22 protein-coding genes are annotated in these 18724 nt (G+C 67.4%); 11 read left to right on the top strand and 11 right to left on the bottom strand.

What is annotated here, in order from left to right; all coding sequences use genetic code 11:
- Nucleotides 1-70 precede the first annotated feature (70 nt).
- Nucleotides 71-613: a DUF6630 family protein gene (locus AC5P68_RS03965; RefSeq protein ID WP_005407911.1), complete on the top strand. Its 543-nt coding sequence runs from the start codon at nucleotides 71-73 to the stop codon at nucleotides 611-613.
- A 219-nt stretch (nucleotides 614-832) separates the two neighbouring features.
- Here AC5P68_RS03965 and AC5P68_RS03960 read toward each other — a convergent pair whose 3' ends face one another.
- The 5 genes from AC5P68_RS03960 to msrB all read right to left on the bottom strand — a co-directional run bounded on the left by AC5P68_RS03960 (nucleotide 833) and on the right by msrB (nucleotide 4105).
- Nucleotides 833-1108, bottom strand: coding sequence for a DUF4031 domain-containing protein (locus AC5P68_RS03960; protein WP_033833707.1), 276 nt, complete (start codon nucleotides 1106-1108; stop codon nucleotides 833-835).
- A gap of 13 nt (nucleotides 1109-1121) precedes the next feature.
- On the bottom strand, nucleotides 1122-1619 hold the full coding sequence (locus AC5P68_RS03955) for a hypothetical protein (protein WP_049459303.1): 498 nt from the start codon (nucleotides 1617-1619) through the stop codon (nucleotides 1122-1124).
- A 128-nt stretch (nucleotides 1620-1747) separates the two neighbouring features.
- Nucleotides 1748-2686 (bottom strand): flagellar motor protein MotB, encoded by a 939-nt coding sequence (motB, locus tag AC5P68_RS03950; protein ID WP_005412123.1) that lies wholly within the window; start codon nucleotides 2684-2686, stop codon nucleotides 1748-1750.
- Nucleotides 2687-2689: 3 nt separating this feature from the next.
- Nucleotides 2690-3544, bottom strand: a complete 855-nt coding sequence (gene motA / locus AC5P68_RS03945) for a flagellar motor stator protein MotA (protein ID WP_005407915.1) — start codon at nucleotides 3542-3544, stop codon at nucleotides 2690-2692.
- 93 nt (nucleotides 3545-3637) lie between these two features.
- Complete coding sequence (gene msrB, locus AC5P68_RS03940) at nucleotides 3638-4105, bottom strand: peptide-methionine (R)-S-oxide reductase MsrB (protein ID WP_005412124.1); 468 nt, start codon at nucleotides 4103-4105, stop codon at nucleotides 3638-3640.
- Nucleotides 4106-4245: 140 nt separating this feature from the next.
- On the opposite strand from msrB, the gene AC5P68_RS03935 reads away from it, so the two are divergent.
- Nucleotides 4246-4623 carry a hypothetical protein gene (locus AC5P68_RS03935; RefSeq protein ID WP_033833708.1) on the top strand — a complete coding sequence of 126 codons (378 nt, stop codon included), beginning with the start codon at nucleotides 4246-4248 and terminating at the stop codon, nucleotides 4621-4623.
- A 144-nt stretch (nucleotides 4624-4767) separates the two neighbouring features.
- Nucleotides 4768-4944 (top strand): hypothetical protein, encoded by a 177-nt coding sequence (locus AC5P68_RS03930; RefSeq protein ID WP_033833709.1) that lies wholly within the window; start codon nucleotides 4768-4770, stop codon nucleotides 4942-4944.
- Nucleotides 4945-5004: 60 nt separating this feature from the next.
- On the opposite strand, the gene AC5P68_RS03925 is transcribed toward AC5P68_RS03930, so the two are convergent.
- Nucleotides 5005-5484, bottom strand: a complete 480-nt coding sequence (locus AC5P68_RS03925; protein ID WP_004140558.1) for an Lrp/AsnC ligand binding domain-containing protein — start codon at nucleotides 5482-5484, stop codon at nucleotides 5005-5007.
- Between the two features lie 149 nt (nucleotides 5485-5633).
- On the opposite strand from AC5P68_RS03925, the gene AC5P68_RS03920 reads away from it, so the two are divergent.
- On the top strand, nucleotides 5634-6938 hold the full coding sequence (locus AC5P68_RS03920) for a D-amino acid dehydrogenase (protein ID WP_033833710.1): 1305 nt from the start codon (nucleotides 5634-5636) through the stop codon (nucleotides 6936-6938).
- Entirely contained in the window at nucleotides 6917-7984 is a 1068-nt protein-coding gene (gene alr, locus AC5P68_RS03915; protein ID WP_005412128.1) for an alanine racemase, read from the top strand. The genes AC5P68_RS03920 and alr overlap by 22 nt, the downstream gene beginning before the upstream one ends.
- Before the next feature lie 282 nt (nucleotides 7985-8266).
- On the opposite strand, the gene AC5P68_RS03910 is transcribed toward alr, so the two are convergent.
- On the bottom strand, nucleotides 8267-8830 hold the full coding sequence (locus tag AC5P68_RS03910; protein WP_049431987.1) for a DUF3016 domain-containing protein: 564 nt from the start codon (nucleotides 8828-8830) through the stop codon (nucleotides 8267-8269).
- Nucleotides 8831-9074: 244 nt separating this feature from the next.
- Here AC5P68_RS03910 and AC5P68_RS03905 point away from each other — a divergent pair, with 244 nt between their 5' ends.
- Nucleotides 9075-11060: a hybrid sensor histidine kinase/response regulator gene (locus tag AC5P68_RS03905; RefSeq protein ID WP_049402677.1), complete on the top strand. Its 1986-nt coding sequence runs from the start codon at nucleotides 9075-9077 to the stop codon at nucleotides 11058-11060.
- A gap of 43 nt (nucleotides 11061-11103) precedes the next feature.
- Nucleotides 11104-11394 (top strand): DUF3247 family protein, encoded by a 291-nt coding sequence (locus AC5P68_RS03900; RefSeq protein WP_024957100.1) that lies wholly within the window; start codon nucleotides 11104-11106, stop codon nucleotides 11392-11394.
- Between the two features lie 82 nt (nucleotides 11395-11476).
- Here AC5P68_RS03900 and AC5P68_RS03895 read toward each other — a convergent pair whose 3' ends face one another.
- On the bottom strand, nucleotides 11477-11740 hold the full coding sequence (locus tag AC5P68_RS03895) for a hypothetical protein (protein ID WP_005407925.1): 264 nt from the start codon (nucleotides 11738-11740) through the stop codon (nucleotides 11477-11479).
- A gap of 156 nt (nucleotides 11741-11896) precedes the next feature.
- Here AC5P68_RS03895 and AC5P68_RS03890 point away from each other — a divergent pair, with 156 nt between their 5' ends.
- The 3 genes from AC5P68_RS03890 to AC5P68_RS03880 are packed head-to-tail and all read left to right on the top strand — an operon-like array spanning nucleotide 11897 to nucleotide 14339.
- On the top strand, nucleotides 11897-12961 hold the full coding sequence (locus AC5P68_RS03890) for a class I SAM-dependent methyltransferase (RefSeq protein WP_111109134.1): 1065 nt from the start codon (nucleotides 11897-11899) through the stop codon (nucleotides 12959-12961).
- Entirely contained in the window at nucleotides 12958-13659 is a 702-nt protein-coding gene (locus AC5P68_RS03885) for a pseudouridine synthase (protein ID WP_049402679.1), read from the top strand. The genes AC5P68_RS03890 and AC5P68_RS03885 overlap by 4 nt, the downstream gene beginning before the upstream one ends.
- The gene (locus tag AC5P68_RS03880; RefSeq protein WP_164208260.1) at nucleotides 13656-14339 is read left to right on the top strand and encodes an HAD family hydrolase; all 684 of its coding nucleotides are present in this window, start codon (nucleotides 13656-13658) and stop codon (nucleotides 14337-14339) included. The genes AC5P68_RS03885 and AC5P68_RS03880 overlap by 4 nt, the downstream gene beginning before the upstream one ends.
- A 38-nt stretch (nucleotides 14340-14377) precedes the next feature.
- Here the strand turns inward: AC5P68_RS03880 and fabB are convergent, their stop codons facing one another.
- Nucleotides 14378-15586 (bottom strand): beta-ketoacyl-ACP synthase I, encoded by a 1209-nt coding sequence (gene fabB / locus AC5P68_RS03875; protein ID WP_111109132.1) that lies wholly within the window; start codon nucleotides 15584-15586, stop codon nucleotides 14378-14380.
- Nucleotides 15586-16101: a 3-hydroxyacyl-[acyl-carrier-protein] dehydratase FabA gene (gene fabA, locus AC5P68_RS03870; RefSeq protein WP_005407930.1), complete on the bottom strand. Its 516-nt coding sequence runs from the start codon at nucleotides 16099-16101 to the stop codon at nucleotides 15586-15588. Before fabA ends, fabB begins: the two co-directional genes overlap by 1 nt.
- A gap of 190 nt (nucleotides 16102-16291) precedes the next feature.
- Between fabA and dinB the strand changes: the two genes are divergently transcribed.
- A complete protein-coding gene (gene dinB, locus AC5P68_RS03865) occupies nucleotides 16292-17386 on the top strand; it encodes a DNA polymerase IV (RefSeq protein WP_111188501.1) in 1095 nt (364 codons plus the stop codon).
- A 289-nt stretch (nucleotides 17387-17675) separates the two neighbouring features.
- Here the strand turns inward: dinB and AC5P68_RS03860 are convergent, their stop codons facing one another.
- A complete protein-coding gene (locus AC5P68_RS03860; RefSeq protein ID WP_414498070.1) occupies nucleotides 17676-18587 on the bottom strand; it encodes an MBL fold metallo-hydrolase in 912 nt (303 codons plus the stop codon).
- Between the last annotated feature and the right edge of the window lie 137 nt (nucleotides 18588-18724).

Here is an 18724-nt window from a genome sequence, read left to right as displayed (position 1 = left end):
CCACCAAGGCCGGCTTCAGCGGCACAGGATAAACCGTAGAATGCCGGCCTGCCCCAGAGGAAGTTCCGCCATGCCCGACAACAGCGACTATTTCGACTTCGAGGAAGACATCCACGACTTCGACGAAGATGGCTTCGAGGCACGGGTCTGGAACCTGCTGGTGCTGATCAACCCGGGCGACGAGGAACTGGCCCTGCAGCAGTTCAACCGCTGGCGCGAGCACCTGGCCGAGGACGGGCAGCCGCTGGAAGCGGACAGCGACTGGCTGCCGGCCCTGTTCACGGCCATCGCCTGGCAGTCGGGTTTCGAGGTGGAACGCGACGATCTGGAATCGCTGCAGTCGGCGGTGAACGAGCTGTCGGCGCGCTTCAACCTGCAGCTGGACTGGGGCGGCGACCTGGATGACGAGGACTTCGCCGAAGACCTGGACGGCGTGCAGCTGATGTCCACCGCCTTCGACCGCCTGCGCGAGCACAACTACACGCTGTGGAGCGTGGATGCCGGCAGCGACGGCTTCACCGGCGTGATGGCGCTGACCCGCGACGACGACGCAATGCTGGCGCTGTGCTCGCTGCTGAACGTGGAAATCCGCCTGGGCAGCGACCCGTTCTGAGCGATGGGCCGATCCGCCCGGCACCACCCGGCGGGGACGTTCTGCTGGGCCCGCCCTGATGGGTTGATCCGCTGGAGACGACCCGACGGGGTAGCGTCGACTGTTGGTCGACTATCGCGCGCAGCGCGGGGTTCTCGCGGCCGGATGGGAGAGCAGTCGACTGACAGTCGACTCTACCCGGTCGGTGCCGGTTGGTGGCCGGCGAACCCGCGACGTGGCCTACGGCCGGTACTGCGCCCTGGCGTTGGCAATCACCGCTTTGACCAGGTCACGGTCGGTGTGCCTTGAGATCGCCCGCGCACCGAGCGCGATCGCCTGTGCGCGCAGCTCGGAAGTGACATCGTAGTGGGCACCGCTGGCCTTGTTCTGGAAGGCCCGCGGGGGAATGCCGAGCTGCGCCGCCATCGCGTGCAGCTCGGCCAGGGTGTCGGCCATCAGGTGCGCCCAGCGCTGTCCGCGCCAGGGATGCACCGCGTCATCGACGTAGACCGTCACCGCCGCGGCCGGTTCAGGCCTGCGGCTTGCTGTCGCTGTCAGCGGCCGGAGCGGCCGGAGCGGCCTCGGCAGCGGCTTCTTCGACCACGTTGCCCTCGGCGGCTTCGCCTTCCTCGCCTTCAGCAGCGTCGACGCCTTCGAACTCGGCGACCAGCTTGTCCAGGTACTCGTCGGCGGTCTGCTCGGATTCGGCCGCCAGGGTGTCCAGCAGCTTCTGCAGCAGTTCGGAGTATTCCAGGTTGACCTTGCGGCCTTCCTTTTCCTGCACGTTGGCCAGGTGCTTGAGCATGGCCAGCATCGGCACCGGGTTCTCGGCGTTGCCCATGGTCTGGCCGCCGATGGCCAGCAGCCACTCACGGCCCTGCAGGCCGATGGCCGCGACCACCTGGCCGTCTTCGTTGGTCAGCACGGCATGGTTCTGCACCTGCTGCTGGGCGTTCAGGCGCAGGAACGGGCGCTTGGCCTGCTGCTTCTTGCGCTTGTCGCGCTTGGCCTTGGAGTTCTGGGACATGGGGTGGGATCACCTGGAAACGGAAAGACCGCCATTGTAGCGGGTGCGCCGGGTGATGCCCCTGGTGCGTGCGGGCCCTGGTCCGCACGCTTTTCCCGGATGTGCGGACCAGGGCCCGCAGCTGCCGTCTACTTTGCCGGCCCCGGCGCGGCCTGCACGTCCGGGTCGGCGGTGGGCGCCGACAGCCCCACCTGCGGGCCGGCACCGGCCAGGGCGGCCTCCTCGGCGGCCTTGGTCATCACCACGATGCTGATGCGGCGGTTGATCGGGTTCTGCGGGTCGGTCTTGTCGAACAGCACCGACGAGGACAGGCCGACCACGCGGGTGATCTTGCTGTCCTCCAGGCCGCCGTCCACCAGTGCGCGCCGTGCGGCGTTGGCACGATCGGCGCTCAGTTCCCAGTTGCCATAGCCGCGTGCGGCCGAATAGGCGGTGATGTCGGTGTGGCCGGTCAGGCTGATCCGGTTCGGCACATGGTTCAGGTACTCGGCCAGTTCGTGCAGGATCTGCTGCGTGTACGGCTTCAGCGTGGCGCTGCCAAGGTCGAACATGGGCCGGTTCTGCTTGTCCACGATCTGGATGCGCAGGCCTTCCGGGGTCAGGTCCAGCAGCAGCTGGTCCTTGAACGGCTCCAGCGCCTGGCTCCTGCTGATCGCCTCCTGCAGTTCCTTCATCAGCGCTTCCAGCTGCTGCTTGTCGCGCTGCTGCTGGTCCACCGGCTGCGGCACGGCCTCCTTCTGGTTCTGGAAGGGATCGTTGCTGTTGCCGCGCGAGATGTCGGTGGCACCGCCCAACTTGATCATCGAGGTGCTGGCGCCGCCCGGGCCGGCCATGCCGGGCGCCGGCGTGGCGTTCTGCCCACTCAGCGGGCTGGGGTTGCGGAAGTACTCGGAAATGGCCGCACGGTCGTTCTTGTTGGTGGTGGCCATCAGCCACAGCACCAGGAAGAACGCCATCATCGCGGTCACGAAGTCGGCGTAGGCCACCTTCCACGAGCCGCCGTGGTGGGCGGCGTGGCCGGCCTTCTTGACCCGGCGGACGATGACGGTGGGCTTGTTCTCGGCCATGGCTTACTTGACCGTCTTCAGGTGCTGCTCGAAATCGGAGAAGGCCGGGCGCACGTTCGACGGCAGCGTCTTGCGGGCAAACTCCAGCGCGATCTTCGGGTTGTAGCCGCGCAGGCAGGCCAGCAGGGCGGTCTTGACCGATTCGTAGATGCGGCTGTCCTGTTCGGCGCGCGCTTCCATCGCCGCCGCCATCGGGCCGACGAAGCCGTAGCCCAGCAGGATGCCGAGGAAGGTACCGACCAGCGCACCGGCCACATGGCCGCCCACTTCGACGATGTCCCCGCCGATCGAGCCCATGGTGATGACGATGCCCAGCACCGCCGCCACGATGCCGAAACCGGGCAATCCGTCGGCGACCTTGGTCAACACCTGCGACGGCGCCATGGCTTCGGCGTGATGCTTTTCCAGTTCCAGTTCCAGCAGCGGTTCCAGCTCGTGCGGCTCGATGTTGCTGCCGATCATCAGGCGCAGGCAGTCGGTGATGAAGTCGATCAGGTGGTGGTCGGCCTGCACCTTGGGGTAGTTGCCGAACAGCGCGCTCTCGGCCGGCCGCTCCACATGGTCTTCCAGCGCCATGAAGCCTTCGCGGCGGGCCTTGTTGAGCAGTTCATAGAGCAGGCTGAGCACATCGATGTAGTCCTGCTGCTTGTAGCGCGGGCCCTTGAACACGCCCACCATGGCCTGCAGGGTCTGCTTGACGGTCTTGGCCGGGGTACCGACCAGGAAGGCGCCGAGCGCCGCGCCGCCGATGATGACCAGCTCGTAGGGCTGCCAGAGGGCACCCAGGCGGCCGTGGGCACCGAGATAGCCCCCGATCACGCTGATGATGACGACCAGGAATCCAACGATGATGAGCATGGGGCGACGCAAGGAGAGGGGATATCTCCTTGTCGGCCCGTCGCCCGGTTTTCTGAAGAGGGAATTCTGTGAAATCGGTCAAGGGGGGGTGTTTCAGCCCGCCACACCGCTTTCTGCGCCGCCACGCTGCAACGGGTCGGGCCAGGGCTCGCCATTGCCGGTGAACGAAAGTGAGACGGAGTTCAGGCAGTGGCGCTCGTAGGTGGGCGGCGGACCATCCGGGAATACGTGGCCCAGATGGCTGCCGCAGCGCGCGCAGGTGATCTCGGTGCGCACCATGCCATGGCTGGTATCGCGGATCTCGCGTACGTGCGCTGGGTCGAACGGAGCAAAGAAGCTGGGCCAGCCGGTGCCGGAATCGAACTTGGTGCTGGAGCGGAACAGTGGCAGCGCGCACAGGCGGCAGCAGTAGACACCCTCGCGTTTGTTGTCGAGGAATACCCCGCAGAACGGCGCTTCGGTGCCGTGCTGCAGCAGCACGCGGCGCTCCTCGCTGCTGAGGCCGGCAACCAGCGCCTCGGTCTGGGTGGCAGTGGGGGGCGTCAGATCGAAGGCGGTCATGGCGGCGCTCCGTGGGGTCGATGGCCTGGGGATGCCGGAAAACGTGGGGGTGCTGGCGCCCGCTTGCAAGTGTGATGGCCGTTCATGGGCGGCACACAGGCGTTGGCGCATGGTGAAGACGATCCACGTCGGAGCGTGCCATGAAACCGATCCTTCCCCTGTTGTTGATGGCCCTGCTGCCGCTGGTCGCGCAGGCCCAGGTACCGACGTCGTCGAGCCCGACCGCCACCCGCAGTGCCACCACCGTGGCACCGCAGCCGGTGGTGCCGCCACCACAGGCCGCGCGCCCGCAGCCGCAGGTACTGCCCTCGCCACAGCCGACGCAGCCGATCAAGTCCACCGGTCCGGCCCAGGTCGCGCCGGCGCCGGTCCCGAAGTCTGCCGACAAGGTCTATGACCGCAATGGCCGCATCGTTCCCGGGGTGCGCCCGGCCGGCCCGAACCGCGTGTTCGACTCGCGCACCGGCCGCTATTACGACAGCGTGCCGGCCGGCGATGGCCAGCAGATCAAGCGCTGACCTCCAACGCCAATCCAGGTGGGCAGCGGCTGCAGGCTGTGCGGGCTGAACGCACGAAAACAACGGTCTGCCAATCACTGCTTTTTCGCCTGCGATTAACCGTTCCGGGACCAACGTGACCGTGCGCCGGCATTTCGCCGCCGCATGTCCTTTGTCCACTGGATCGCGATCATGAAAAACCAGCAGAACCGTCATCCCGGCAAGGAACCGCAGGGCCGCAACCCGCAGCAGCAACAGCAACAGCAGATGGACCCGCAGCAGCCGCACAAGGGCGGCAAGCAGCAGGAACAGCGCTCGCAGAAACATCCACAGCAGCGTTGACTGTTGCCATGACCGGGGTCAGAGCCCGCAACGCGGGCTCTGACCCCGATCGCAACCGCTTCAATCCGGAATCGGCAAGCTCAGCGTTTCCTTCACTTCTTCCATCACGATGTAGCTTTTCGACTCGCGCACGTGCGGCAGTGTCAGCAACGTGCTGCCGAGCAGCTTGCGGTAGGAGGCCATTTCGCTGATCCGCGCTTTCAGCAGGTAATCGAAGTCGCCCGACACCAGATGGCACTCCAGCACGTTGGGCAGCTTCAGCGCCGCGCGCCGGAACTCCTCGAAAATGTCGCCGGACTTGTAGGCCAGGCTGATTTCCACGAACACCAGCAGGCTGGCCTTCACTGCGGCCGGGTCGAGGTGGGCGTGGTAGCCGGTGATCACCGCTTCGCGCTCCAACCGGCGCACGCGCTCCGTGCACGGCGTGGTCGACAGGCCGACCCGCTCGCCCAGTTCGGTGAAGGAAATACGGCCCTCGGCCTGCAGGATGCGCAGGATCTTGCGGTCGATCTTGTCCAGTTCGCGGGTACGGGTGGCCATGGTCGTCAACCTTGGGGAATGAATTGCAGGAGAACATCCTGCCGGTTGATTTCAAAACAGGCAAATCAACTGGGAATGGCTGTCTATACTTCCCCAATTATGGTCCCTGTGCGCTCCAGTGCAGGGAATGATCGGGTTGGAGAAGTCCCATGCGAGTCCTAGTTCTCGGCAGCGGCGTGATTGGTACCACCAGTGCCTGGTACCTGCGACAGGCCGGGTTTGAAGTCACGGTCATCGACCGCCAACCCGGCCCGGCGCTGGAAACCAGCTTCGCCAATGCCGGCCAGCTGTCGTTCGGCTACACCTCGCCGTGGGCGGCCCCGGGCGTGCCGAAGAAGGCCATCGGCTGGCTGTTCGAGAAGCACGCGCCGCTGGCGATCAAACCGGGCATGGACCTGGCCCAGTACCGCTGGCTGTGGCAGATGCTGCGCAACTGCACCCACGAGCGTTATGCGATCAACAAGGCGCGCATGGTGCGCATGTCCGAGTACAGCCGCGACTGCCTGAACGAGCTGCGCGCGCAGATCGGCATCGAATTCGAAGGCCGCGACCTGGGCACCACCCAGCTGTTCCGCACCCAGCAGCAGCTGGATGCCTCGGCGCAGGACATCGAGATCCTGGCCCAGTACGGCGTGCCGTACGAGGTGTTGGACCGCGCCGGCATCATCCAGGCCGAACCGGCCCTGGCGCATGTCGATGGCCTGGTCGGTGCGCTGCGCCTGCCGCGTGACCAGACCGGCGACTGCCAGCTGTTCACCCGTCGCCTGGCGCAGATGTGCGTGGAGGCCGGTGTCGAGTTCCGCTTCGACCAGGACATCACCGGCCTGGAGTTCGATGGCGACCGCATCACCGGCGTGCGCATCGACGGCAAGCTGGAAACCGCCGACCGCTTCGTGGTCGCGCTCGGCAGCTATTCGCCGGCGCTGGTCGCACCGCTGGGCATGCGCCTGCCGGTGTACCCGCTGAAGGGCTATTCGCTGACCCTGCCGATCACCGACCCGGCGATGGCGCCGACCTCGACCATCCTCGACGAGAGCTACAAGGTGGCGGTCACCCGCTTCGACGACCGCATCCGCGTCGGTGGCATGGCCGAAGTGGCCGGCTTCGACCTGTCGCTGTCGCAGCGACGCCGCGAGACCCTGGAGCTGGTGGTCAGCGACCTCTATCCGAAGGGCGGCGACCTGTCGCGCGCGCAGTTCTGGACCGGCCTGCGCCCGGCCACGCCGGACGGTACGCCGGTGATCGGCGCCACGCCGTTCCGCAACCTGTACCTCAACACCGGCCACGGCACCCTGGGCTGGACCATGGCCTGCGGCTCGGGCCGCTACCTGGCTGACCTGATGAGCGCGCGCCAGCCGCAGATCAGCACCGAAGGCCTGGATATTTTCCGCTACGGCCAGTACGGTCACGCGCCGCAACAAGAGAACCGCACATGCGTCCTGCCCGCGCGCTGATCGATCTGGGCGCCCTGCGCAGCAATTACCGGCTCGCCCGTGAACTGGGCGGTGGCAAGGCCCTGGCGATCATCAAGGCTGATGCCTATGGGCATGGCGCGGTGCGCTGTGCGCAGGCGCTTGAAGGCGAGGCCGATGGCTTCGGCGTGGCCACCATCGAAGAGGCGCTGGAACTGCGCCAGGCCGGCATCCGTGCGCCGATCCTGCTGCTGGAAGGCATCTTCGAACCCAGCGACATGGCGCTGGTGGCCGAGCATGATTTCTGGTTCGCCGTGGGTTCGCCGTGGCAGCTGGAGGCCGTCGCCGCCTTCGACAGCCCGCGCCCGTTGACGGTGTGGCTGAAGCTGGACAGCGGCATGCATCGCCTCGGCCTGGACGTGGACAGCTTCCGCGCGGCGCACGCGCGCCTGTCAGCGCTGCCGCAGGTCGAGCGCATCGTGCTGATGACCCACCTGGCGCGCGCCGACGAGCTGGACAGCGAACGCACCCACGAACAGGCGGCGACCTTCGCGCGCGCCATCGACGGCCTGCACGGCGAGACCAGCGTCTGCAACTCGCCGGCGCTGCTGGGCTGGCCGGACGTGCGCAGTGACTGGGTGCGCCCGGGCCTGATGCTGTATGGCGCGAACCCGCTGCCGGACGACACCACGCTGACCGAGCGCCTGCGCCCGGTGATGACGATGCAGTCGAAGGTGATTGCCGAACGCTGGATCGAAGCGGGTGAGCCGGTGGGTTATGGCGCGCGCTTCGTGGCCAAGGCGCGCACCCGCGTGGGTGTGGTTGCACTCGGCTATGCCGACGGTTATCCGCAGTTCGCCCCGAATGGCACGCCGGTATTGATCGATGGCCAGCCCGGCGCACTGATCGGGCGCGTGTCGATGGACATGCTGACGGTGGACCTGACCGCGCATCCGCAGGCCGCGGTGGGCAGCGTGGTGGAACTGTGGGGCAGTGCGCCGACGTTGGCGGAACTGGCGCCGCGATGCGGCGTGAGCGCGTACCAGCTGCCGTGCGCGGTCAAGCGCGTGGCGAAGGTGTACGTGTAGCGCCGAGCCCACGCTCGGCTTCGGTAGCGGCCGACCTTGGTCGGCGCCCTGTAATGCGTGTCGACCAAGGTCGACACCTACCGGGGGGCCTGGCGCGCAGCGGTCGCCATGCGCAGCTCCGGTCGCGGCCGACCTTGGTCGGCGCGGTGAATGCGTGTCGACCAGGGTCGACACCTACCGGGAGCCTGGCGCGCAGCGGTCGTCATGCGCGGCTCTGGTAGCGGCCGACCTTGGTCGGCGCCGTGAATACGTGTCGACCAGGGTCGACACCTGCTGAGGGGCCTAGCGCGCAGCGGTGGCCTGGCTGGCCAGCTGGCGCTTCACCCAGTCATCAATCAGGCGCTTCTCGTAGCGCAGCGGATCGCTGTTGGTCAGCAACCCACTGCCCTGCAGGTAGCCGGAGTCGCTCAGGCGGGCGTCGCCTTCGCTCACAATACGGCCGTCGGCGTCCTTCAACGTGTACTGCAGGGTGATGCGGGGCGGGTAGATATCACGCATCACGCGGATGTCGCGCGCACGCGGGCCGTGCCACGGCTCGTAGTCACCGGCACGCTTGATGTCCACCAGGGTGACATCGAGGGTCTGCCCAGGCTGCAGCGGCTTGGCAGCGGTGGTCTGCAGGTAGCGGGCCAGCTGCTGTACCCAGTCACCGCGTTCGGCCTCGAAGCGGTTGGTGCTCTGGCGGATCTCGGTGAACGTGGCCGGATCCGCCCATTTCACGCTGACCGGGCCATTGGCCTGCAACGCACGCGGCGCGTCCGTACCGGTTACGTTGCGCGCTGCAGCGTTGGCGCCGCCCGCCACCAGGGAGCCTGCCAGCAGGGCAATCACGAGTGCGCGTTTCATGACGGTCTCCTGCGTCCCCGCGCTGGGGACGATGTTGATCACGGATTGAGTGTGATCCGGTGGCCGGGTCACTGCAATGGCCGGCTGCGTCGTATGCAAGGGGGGTTACCGCCAATTCATCGTCGTCAACCCTGACTGACGGCGCTTGACGCTGTGAATACGCTCTCTGGAACATGCTGTATCTCCAATCCGGCCCGTCCAGACGCCCTTGTCCACACTGCCGCCCCTAGTGGAGCGCCCACCGATGTTGGTGCCGGCGCCCGAACCCGACCTGCATCATGGCGTGCTTGAGCGCATCAACGCCGGTTTCTGCGTGATCCAGGTGCTGTTCGAAGGCGACCGCGCGGTGGACTATCGTTTCATCGAGGTCAACGACGCCTTCGAGCGCCATACCGGCCTGAAGGACGCACGCGGTCAGCGCATGAGTGCGTTGGAACCGAACCACGAGGAAGACTGGTTCCGCATCTACGGTGAAGTGGCCCGCAGTGGTCGCCCCGCCCAGTTCGAGATGGAAGCGCGCGCCCTGGGCCGCTCGTTCGCGGTTGATGCGGTGCGCGTTGGTCGTCCGGGCGAAGACAAGGTCGGCATCCTGTTCTTCGACATCACCGCGCGCAAGCAGATGGAAGTGGAGCTGGGCGAAAGCGAAGCCCGCTTCAGCGCACTGGCCGATGGCCTGCCGATGCCGGTATGGGTGCTCGACGAGCGCGGCCACGCCCGCTTCGTCAACAGCGCCTTCAGCGAGTTTTTCGGTGGCGACGAAACGCGCGTTCCTGAAGATGTCTGGCGCGGCCTGGTGCATCCAGACGATGCGTCCGTATTCGAGTACGAGCTGCAGGAAGCACTGAAGGCGCAGCGTTCGATGCATGCGCTGGTACGTGCGCGGCGCGCCGACGGCCAGTGGCGCTGGCTGGAGATGAACGCGCGCCCGCGCTTCTCGCGCATGGGCCGCTTCATCGGCCTGGCTGGCAGCAGCCCGGACGTGACCGAGCGCCGCGAGATCGAACTGGCACGCGAGGAACTGCTGCAGTCCGAACGCGCCGCGCGCAGCGCCGCCGAGAACATGGCGCGGCTGAAGGACGAGTTCCTGGCCACGCTGTCGCACGAGCTGCGCACGCCGCTGACCACCATCCTCGGTTGGAGCGAGCTGCTGCTGCAGCGCGTGGACAACACCAGCCCGCTGTACAAGGGCCTGAACGTGATCGCCAACAGCGCCGGTGCGCAGAAGCGGCTGATCTCGGACATGCTCGACCTCAGCAGCATGCTGCTGGGCAAGGTACAGCTGGAGGTGGAAGTGCTGGACCTGCGCACGCTGCTTGGCGAAGCCATCGGCGCGCAGGAACTGGTGGCCGAAGGCAAGGCGCTGGACGTGCACCTGCAGCTGCCCGAGCAGCCCAGCCTGGTATTGGGCGATGCCACGCGCCTGCAGCAGGTGTTCTGGAACCTGCTCTCGAATGCGATCAAGTTCACCCCGGCCGAGGGCCGCATCGACGTTCAGCTGCAGGCCGACGGCATCCACTGGGTGATTACGGTGCGCGACACCGGCGATGGCATCGCACCGGAGTTCCTCAACCACCTGTTCAGCCGCTTCCGCCAGGCCGATGGCACCACCACGCGCCGCCATGGCGGCCTCGGCCTGGGCCTGGCGATCGTGCAGCAGCTGGTCGAACTGCACGGCGGCACCGTCGCCGCCGCCAGCGAAGGCCATGGCCACGGCGCCACGTTTACCGTGCGCCTGCCCCAGCACCTGCCGGATGCCGAGCGCCGGCCGCTGCGCGAAGTCATCAGCGGGCCGATCCTGGAGCCGGTGATCGTCGAACCGTATCCGCTGCGGGGCATGCATGTGCTGGCGGTGGAAGACCAGCCGGAGGTGCTGGAGTATCTGCGGCGCATGCTGGAAGAGCAGGGCGCCAGCGTGTCGGCGGCCAGCTCGGCCGGCGAGGCACTGGCACTGCTGGCCGACAACGGCCATCTGCAGTACCACGTGATGCTGACCGACATCGGCATGCCGGGCATGGATGGCTATGGGCTGGTGCGCACGCTGCGCGAGGACATGGGCGTGGACGCGGCAACCTTGCCTGCGGTGGCGGTGACTGCACTGGCGCGTGCCGATGACCGCCGCCGCGCGCTGGCGTCGGGCTTCCAGGAGCATGTCGCCAAGCCGTACTCGGTGGCGCAGCTGGTGGCTGCCGTACGCAAGGTGCAGGTGCCGCGCGCGGACGCGCTGCACTGAACATTCACGGCCGATCGGCGACCCTGCAATCAGGAGGTCGCCGATGTCCCGTATAGCTCCACGTATCCACACCGATCCGGCGCAGATCGCGCGCCTGGAAGCCCTGCTGCCGCAGCTGGATGGCGAAACGCAGGTGGAACTGATTCTGCACGATGGCCGCCGCCTGCTCGGCACGGTGGCCGTGAGGCCAACCGTGCAGCAATACCGCAACGTCGCTGGTGATGAAGGCAGCAACGGCCAGCTGCGCCTGGATGACTACGACACGCCGGTGCAGCAGCACCATGTGTGGTTGGACGAGATCGCCAGCATCCGCAGGTTGCCGCCGAGGGTTTGACGGCAACCTGCCGGGTCCATCCCCGCTTGGCGTGGATCTACCAGAGGTTGCAGTAGAGCCACGCCATGCGTGGCTGCTGCGCTCAGTGCTCGAAAAGGGTCGGCGTCGCCTCGAACCGGCGTGCATACGCCCGCTCCTCCGCAACCCTCGCCACCTCGTCATCGGCCAGGTCCGGCGCGCCATACACCGCATAGGCCACGCTGCCGTCGGCACCATGACCGACCTGGTGCAGCCGGTAGCGCGAGTGGCCGCCGCCGGTGTCCTCGGGGTAATGCACGGGCGGATGGCTGCCTTCCAGGTCCATTTCACTGTTGTCGACCACGCCACCGACGAACAAGGCTCGCATGCAGGTTCTCCTGGGTTTCCGGGGGAGCCTCTACCCTGAACGTTACGATGTTGCTGGCAGATCAAGGCCCCGTTCGGGTTTCGCAAAGCGGCTGCCGGGGCCGGCCCGGTCAAGCCGGTACAATGGACGGCCCTCACGCTTGAAGTACCCGCGCCGATGGCCTCCAGCGACGACGCCCCCCTGCAGACCCTGTTCCTGCCGTACTCCCAAGGCGCCCTGCGCTGGCCGGAAGGCTCCGTGGCTTTCCTGCGGGCCCGCGACGGCTGGCCGCTGCGCGAAGTGGCCGGCAACCGCGAGGTGCATTGCGAGCAGAGCTTCGCCCCGTTCGCGCAGCCGCTGCAGCAGGCCGCCGGCTGGACCGTCAGCGGCCAGCTGGATGATGTGGCCGGCAAGGGCCGCTACCCGCTGGTGCTGGTGCTGCCGCCGCGCCAGCGTGAAGAAGCCCGCGCGCTGTTCGCTCGCGCGCTGGCGCTGGTCGCCGACGGCGGCCGCATCGTTGCCTGCCAGTCCAACAACGAAGGCGCACGCTCGGGCGAGGGTGACCTCAAGCAGCTGACCGGCCTCGGCGGCAGCCTGACCAAGAATCACTGCCGCGTGTACTGGACCGCGCCGATGCAGGGCCAGCACGACGCCGACCTGGCCAAGCGCTGGTCGGCGCTGGATGCAGTGCGCCCGATTGTCGGGGGCCGTTTCCTCAGCCGCCCGGGCGTGTTCGCCTGGGATCGCATCGACCCGGCGTCGGCGCTGTTGGCCGAACACCTGCCGGCCGACCTGGCCGGGCGTGCCGCCGACCTCGGCGCGGGCTACGGCTACCTGTCGCGCGAGCTGCTGGAACGCTGCCCGAAGATCACCGCGCTGGACCTGTACGAAGCCGAGCAGCGCGCGCTGGCACTGGCCGAACTCAATCTGGCGCCGCCGCCGCGCCCGCTGCCGCTGCGCTTCCTGTGGCAGGACGTCACCGCCGGCATCGAACCGGGCTACGACGTCATCATCAGCAACCCGCCGTTCCACACGCCGTCGCGCGCCGATCGCCCGGACATCGGCCAGCGCTTCATCGCCGTGGCCGCGCAGGCGCTGCGCCCGGGCGGACGCCTGTACGTGGTGGCCAACCGCCACCTGCCGTACGAGTACACGCTCAACGAGAGCTTTGGCGCGGTGCGCGTGATCGCCGAGCGTGATGGCTTCAAGCTGGTGGAAGCGGTGAAGGGGAAGGGCAAGTGAAGCTGGTCAAGCTCATCGCCAACCTGGGCTATGGCAGCCGCAAGCAGGTGCAGTGGATGTTCCGCGAAGGCCGCGTCACCGACGCCGATGGCGAGGTGCTGTATGCCGACGACCAGGTGCCGCACGAGGCGATCCGTGTCGACGGCGAGCCGCTGGACCCGCCGGTGGGCCTGTCGATCGCGCTGCACAAGCCGGCCGGCTACACCTGCTCGACCAAGGACACCGGCCGCCTGATCTACGATCTGCTGCCGCCGCGCTTCCGCGATCGCGATCCGGTGCTGTCCACGGTGGGCCGCCTCGACCGCGAGACCAGTGGCCTGCTGCTGCTGACCGACGATGGCGGCCTGCTGCACCGGATCATCTCGCCGAAGTCGAAGCTGCCGAAAGTCTATGAGGTCGAGTTGAGCGACGACCTGCGCGGCGACGAGGTCGCGTTGTTCGCCAGCGGTACGCTGATGCTGGAGTCCGAGAAGACGCCCCTGCTGCCGGCTGAACTGGAAGTGCTGGATGCGCGCCACGCGCGCCTGGTGCTGCACGAAGGCCGCTACCATCAGGTACGCCGCATGTTCGCCGCCACCGGCAACCACGTGCAGGCCCTGCACCGCAGCCGCGTCGGCGGGCTGGACCTGCAGGGGCTGGACGAAGGGCAATGGCGGCAGCTCACCTCCACCGACCTGGATACGCTGTTCGCTCCATGACCACCATCGCTGCGCTGCCGTTCCTCCCCGACGCCGTCATCTTCGACATGGACGGCCTGATGATCGACAGCGAGCGGGTCTCGCTGGCCTGTTGGAGCGAGGCCGCCGACGAATTCGGACTGGGCCTGGACGAGGCCGTGTTCCTGCGCATGGTCGGCCTCGGTGACCGCGACACGCACGCGCTGTTGCGTGCGCAGGGGATCGAGGACAGCGTGATCGAGGCGGTGGCTGCACGCTGCCATGAGCTGTACGAAGCACGCACCCAGACCGGCCTGCCGCTGCGGCCGGGCATCCTGGAGCTGCTGGAGCTGTTGAAGGCGCACGCGGTACCGCGTGCGGTGGCAACCACCACGCGGCAGCCGCGGGCCAACCGCAAGCTGACGGCCGCTGGCCTGCTGCCGTACTTCGATGCGGTGATCACCAGTGGCGACGTGGCGCGGCCGAAGCCGGCGCCGGATATCTACCTGCTGGCCGCGCAGCGGCTGGGCCAGGCGCCGGAACGCTGCCTGGCGCTGGAAGACTCACCGGCCGGTACGCGTGCGGCGCTGGCGGCCGGCATGACCGTGATCCAGGTGCCTGACCTGGTGCATCCTGACGAAGAACTGCGCGCACTGGGCCACCGCATCGTCGGCTCGCTGGTGGACGCGCACGCGCTCCTGCTGCCGTTGTTGCCGAGGTAACCGGTAGGTGCCGACCGTTGGTCGGCACACCTGCCCCATCACACCCGCCCGAACACCAGCGCGGCGTTGGTGCCACCGAAGCCGAAGCTGTTGGACATCACCGTATCCAGCTTCTGCTCGCGGCTTTCGCGCAGGATCGGGAAGCTCTCCACCTTCGGGTCCAGCTCGCCGATGTTGGCCGAACCGGCAACGAAGCCATCGCGCATCATCAGCAGGCAGTAGATCGCCTCGTGCACGCTGGCCGCACCGAGCGAATGGCCGGACAGCGCCTTGGTCGAGGACAGCGGCGGCACCGCATCGCCGAACACTTCGCGGATCGCATTGAGCTCGGTGACGTCGCCCAGCGGCGTGGAGGTGCCGTGGGTATTGAGGTAGTCCAGCGGGCGATCGACGCCCTGCAGCGCCATCTTCATGCAGCGCACCGCGCCTTCGCCGGACGGAGCGACCATGTCGGCGCCGTCGGAGGTCACGCCATAGCCGATCAGTTCGGCGTGGATGTGCGCGCCGCGCGCAACGGCGTGGTCGTAGTCCTCCAGCACCAGCATGCCGCCACCACCGGCGATGACGAAGCCGTCGCGGTCCTTGTCGTACGGACGCGAGGCGCTGGCCGGGGTTTCGTTGAAGCTGGTCGACAGCGCGCCCATCGCATCGAACATCACGCTCATCGACCAGTGCAGGTCTTCACCGCCACCGGCGAACATGATGTCCTGCGCGCCATGGCGGATCATGTCCGCGGCCGCGCCGATACAGTGCGCCGAGGTCGCGCAGGCGGCCGACAGCGAATAGCTGACGCCCTTGATCTGGTAGGCCGTGGCCAGGCAGGCCGAGACCGTCGAGCACATCGTGCGCGGCACCATGTACGGGCCGACCTTGCGCACACCACGTTCGCGCAGCAGGTCGACCGCGCCGATCTGCCATTCGCTGGAGCCGCCACCGGAACCGGCGATCAGGCCGGTGCGCAGGCTGCTGACCTGCTCGGCGCTGAGCCCGGCATCGGCGATGGCATCGCGCATGGCCAGATAGGCGAAGGCCGCTGCATCGCTCATGAAGCGCTTCTGCTTGCGGTCGATCAGCGCCTCCAGATCGAGGTCGACACGACCGCCGACCTGGCTGCGCAGGCCCGCTTCGGCGTGGTCGGCCAGGGCGGTGATGCCCGAGCGCCCTTGGCGCAGCGCGGCCGAAACGGTATCCAGATCATTGCCGAGGCAGGACGTGATGCCCATGCCGGTGATGACGACGCGACGCATCAGAAGCTCCCGGTTTCGGTGAACAGGCCGACGCGCAGGTCGCGCGCGCTGTAGATTTCGCGGTCATCCACGTACATGCGGGCGTCCGACTGGGCCATCACCAGCTTGCGGTTGATGACGCGGCTGATGTCGATCTCGTAACGCACGAGCTTGGCTTCCGGCAGCACCTGGCCGGTGAACTTCACTTCGCCACAGCCCAGCGCGCGGCCCTTGCCGGGGGCGCCCAGCCAGGTCAGGAAGAAGCCGGTCAGCTGCCACATGGCGTCCAGGCCCAGGCAGCCGGGCATCACCGGGTCGCCAATGAAATGGCAGCCGAAGAACCACAGGTCCGGGCGGATATCCAGTTCGGCGCGTACCATGCCTTTGCCATGCGGTCCGCCGTCCTCGCGGATGTCGGTGATGCGGTCGAACATCAGCATCGGGTCGTTGGGCAGACGGCCGGCAGCGGTGCCGAACAGTTCACCGCGTGCGCTGGCCAGCAGCTGTTCGCGGTTGAACGCGTGGAGACGGGTCATGAAGCACAATCCTGGAAGCGAAGAACAGGGAAACAAGCGCCCGAGAATGCCCGTGGAAACTGCGCCGATCAAACATTTCAACCGTACGCAACCGTAGTGTTTTCAAGGGAATACGCGCATCCTGTTGATGTGCAACGACCATACTTCGGCGTGTGGCCCACCCCGCCCGGCCCCGCCTTTCCCAGCTGACATGACCCGACTGCGCAAGATCATCCACGTTGACATGGACGCGTTCTACGCGTCGGTGGAGCAGCGCGACGATCCGTCACTGCGTGGCAAGCCGGTGGTCGTGGCATGGCGTGGCGCCCGCTCGGTGGTGTGTGCGGCGTCCTACGAGGCGCGCGTGTTCGGCGTGCGTTCGGCGATGCCCGCCGTGCGTGCCGAGCGCCTGTGCCCGGACGCGATCTTCGTGCCGCCGGACTTCGCGCGTTACAAGGCGGTGTCACAGCAGGTGCGCGCGATCTTCCTGCGCCATACCGACCTGGTCGAGCCGCTGTCGCTGGACGAGGCCTATCTGGACGTGACCGAGCCGAAGAGTGGCATTGAACTGGCCACCGACATCGCCCGCACCATCCGCGCGCAGATCCGCGAGGAAACGAACCTGACCGCTTCAGCCGGGATCGCGCCGAACAAGTTCCTGGCCAAGATCGCCTCGGACTGGCGCAAGCCCGACGGCCAGTTCGTGATTCCGCCGCAGCGCGTGGATGCGTTCCTGGCGCCGCTGCCGGTGAACCGCGTGCCCGGCGTCGGCAAGGTCATGGAAGGCAAGCTGGCCGCGCGCGGCATCGTCACCTGCGGCGACCTGCGGCAGTGGGCCTTGATCGATCTGGAAGAGGCATTCGGCAGTTTCGGCCGCAGCCTGTACAACCGCGCACGTGGCATCGACGAGCGGCCGGTGGAACCGGACCAGCAGGTGCAGTCGATCTCCTCGGAGGACACCTTCGCCGAAGACCTGCTGCTGGAAGACCTGACCGAGGCGATCGTGCAGCTGGCCGGGAAGACCTGGAACGCCACGCGCAAGACCGAGCGCATCGGCCACACCGTGGTGCTGAAACTGAAGACCGCGCAGTTCCGCATCCTCACCCGCAGCTTCACCCCGGAGCGCCCGCCGGAATCGATGGAAGAGCTGCGTGACATCGCCCTGTCGCTGCGCGCCCGCGTCGACCTGCCGGCGGAGACCCGTTACCGCCTGGTCGGCGTCGGCCTTGGTGGCTTCCGCGAAAAGGAGGCGGTGGTGCAGGGGGAACTGTTCGAGCACGACATGATCAATCCCACAGATACCTAATCATCAAACAGTGGGGTCAGAGCCCGTTGCGCAGCAACGGGATCCGACCCCGTGCGCAGACATGCCACCCAGGCAGATCGCAGAGAACTGTCGAAGGCGGGGTGGGTCCGGTTGCGGGGGCGTGAGCGCCATGGATGGCGCGACCGAGCCTCCATGGACGGATTCACGGCGTCCCCCGCAACCGGACACACCTCGCCATCCCACGGATAGCCCGCTGTTGCTGTTGCTTCGGCTGTTGCCGTTGCATTGAGCAGGTGCAGGGCGCAGCCCTGCAAAAGCCTCCCCTACCTCACGGCCACTGCATCTCGCCCTTGGCCACCTTCGCACTCAGTTCCAGCGACGCCACGCCCGCCAGCTTTGGATAGCGCGCCTGCATCGCCTTCACCAGCGCCGCACTGTCCTTGGCCTTTGCCGTCTCGGCATCGAACGCGCGGATGTAGTCCGCCGTGAACACCAGCGCACTGACATCCAGTGCGACACCCGGCGCGTAATGCCCCGGCACCACCACCTTCGGCTTCAACGCCTGCAACCGCTGCAGGGTCTGCAGCCAGTCGGCGTGTGACTTCGGCGTCTGCGTGTCGGCCATCCACACGTGTTCACCGGCCACTACCGGAATGCCGCCGACGATCGCGCGCAGCGACGGCACCCACAACACCGTGCGGTCCGGGGTCGGGCCATCCAGGCCGATCAGCGGCAGGCGCTGGCCTTCCAGCTGCAGGGCATCGCCATCCAGCACCTGCGGCACCACGATGCGCGACGGCACGTCGGCACCCATCTTCGGCCCCCAGTAGGCCAGCTTGCCGGCCTGGGTCTGCTGGATGTGGGCAACGGTCTGCGCAGTGGCGACGATGCGTGCCTGCGGGAACGCGTCCTGCAGGGTAGCCAGGCCGAAGTAGTAGTCCGGATCACCGTGGCTGATGTAGATCGTTGTCAGCTGCTTGCCGCTGGCGCGGATCAGCTCGACCAGCTTGCGCGCATCGCTGGCACCGAACTGCGCGTTGACCAGGATCGCATCGCGGCGGCCTTCGATCAGCCCCGAGGACACCGAGAACATCGCCTGCGGACCGGGATGGAAGGTCTGCAGGTGCAGCTGGGATTTTGTCGCTGCCGCGGGCGCCGCGGTGGCCGGTGCGGCCAGCAGCGGCGCACTGGTGAAGCTGGCGGCCAGGGCGAGGGGAAGCAGCAGGGCAGCGGTGCGCATGGGAAATTCCTTGTGTCGAATGGGGAGCCGAACGTGGGCTATGCCGGGCGTCCTTGCCCGGGCCCCTGCGGGCCGTCGCAAGTGACGTTGGCAACGGCTCCTGCCGTTGCCTTCGGCTCTACAGGGCACGCGCGTCG

The organism is Stenotrophomonas sp. YJH_SMC_58 (genome assembly GCF_059369635.1).
Note: the sequence above shows the minus strand (reverse complement) of the source record. Positions and strands in the feature narration are given on the sequence as shown.

What these genes read in the sequence shown, in the direction of transcription:
- AC5P68_RS03965 (WP_005407911.1), top strand. Translation starts at nt 71, where the DNA reads ATGCCCGACAACAGCGACTATTTCGACTTCGAGGAAGACATCCACGAC.
- AC5P68_RS03955 (WP_049459303.1), bottom strand. Translation starts at nt 1,619, where the DNA reads ATGTCCCAGAACTCCAAGGCCAAGCGCGACAAGCGCAAGAAGCAGCAG.
- motB (WP_005412123.1), bottom strand. Translation starts at nt 2,686, where the DNA reads ATGGCCGAGAACAAGCCCACCGTCATCGTCCGCCGGGTCAAGAAGGCC.
- motA (WP_005407915.1), bottom strand. Translation starts at nt 3,544, where the DNA reads ATGCTCATCATCGTTGGATTCCTGGTCGTCATCATCAGCGTGATCGGG.
- msrB (WP_005412124.1), bottom strand. Translation starts at nt 4,105, where the DNA reads ATGACCGCCTTCGATCTGACGCCCCCCACTGCCACCCAGACCGAGGCG.
- AC5P68_RS03935 (WP_033833708.1), top strand. Translation starts at nt 4,246, where the DNA reads ATGAAACCGATCCTTCCCCTGTTGTTGATGGCCCTGCTGCCGCTGGTC.
- AC5P68_RS03930 (WP_033833709.1), top strand. Translation starts at nt 4,768, where the DNA reads ATGTCCTTTGTCCACTGGATCGCGATCATGAAAAACCAGCAGAACCGT.
- AC5P68_RS03925 (WP_004140558.1), bottom strand. Translation starts at nt 5,484, where the DNA reads ATGGCCACCCGTACCCGCGAACTGGACAAGATCGACCGCAAGATCCTG.
- AC5P68_RS03920 (WP_033833710.1), top strand. Translation starts at nt 5,634, where the DNA reads ATGCGAGTCCTAGTTCTCGGCAGCGGCGTGATTGGTACCACCAGTGCC.
- alr (WP_005412128.1), top strand. Translation starts at nt 6,917, where the DNA reads ATGCGTCCTGCCCGCGCGCTGATCGATCTGGGCGCCCTGCGCAGCAAT.
- AC5P68_RS03910 (WP_049431987.1), bottom strand. Translation starts at nt 8,830, where the DNA reads ATGAAACGCGCACTCGTGATTGCCCTGCTGGCAGGCTCCCTGGTGGCG.
- AC5P68_RS03905 (WP_049402677.1), top strand. Translation starts at nt 9,075, where the DNA reads ATGTTGGTGCCGGCGCCCGAACCCGACCTGCATCATGGCGTGCTTGAG.
- AC5P68_RS03900 (WP_024957100.1), top strand. Translation starts at nt 11,104, where the DNA reads ATGTCCCGTATAGCTCCACGTATCCACACCGATCCGGCGCAGATCGCG.
- AC5P68_RS03895 (WP_005407925.1), bottom strand. Translation starts at nt 11,740, where the DNA reads ATGCGAGCCTTGTTCGTCGGTGGCGTGGTCGACAACAGTGAAATGGAC.
- AC5P68_RS03890 (WP_111109134.1), top strand. Translation starts at nt 11,897, where the DNA reads ATGGCCTCCAGCGACGACGCCCCCCTGCAGACCCTGTTCCTGCCGTAC.
- AC5P68_RS03880 (WP_164208260.1), top strand. Translation starts at nt 13,656, where the DNA reads ATGACCACCATCGCTGCGCTGCCGTTCCTCCCCGACGCCGTCATCTTC.
- fabB (WP_111109132.1), bottom strand. Translation starts at nt 15,586, where the DNA reads ATGCGTCGCGTCGTCATCACCGGCATGGGCATCACGTCCTGCCTCGGC.
- fabA (WP_005407930.1), bottom strand. Translation starts at nt 16,101, where the DNA reads ATGACCCGTCTCCACGCGTTCAACCGCGAACAGCTGCTGGCCAGCGCA.
- dinB (WP_111188501.1), top strand. Translation starts at nt 16,292, where the DNA reads ATGACCCGACTGCGCAAGATCATCCACGTTGACATGGACGCGTTCTAC.
- AC5P68_RS03860 (WP_414498070.1), bottom strand. Translation starts at nt 18,587, where the DNA reads ATGCGCACCGCTGCCCTGCTGCTTCCCCTCGCCCTGGCCGCCAGCTTC.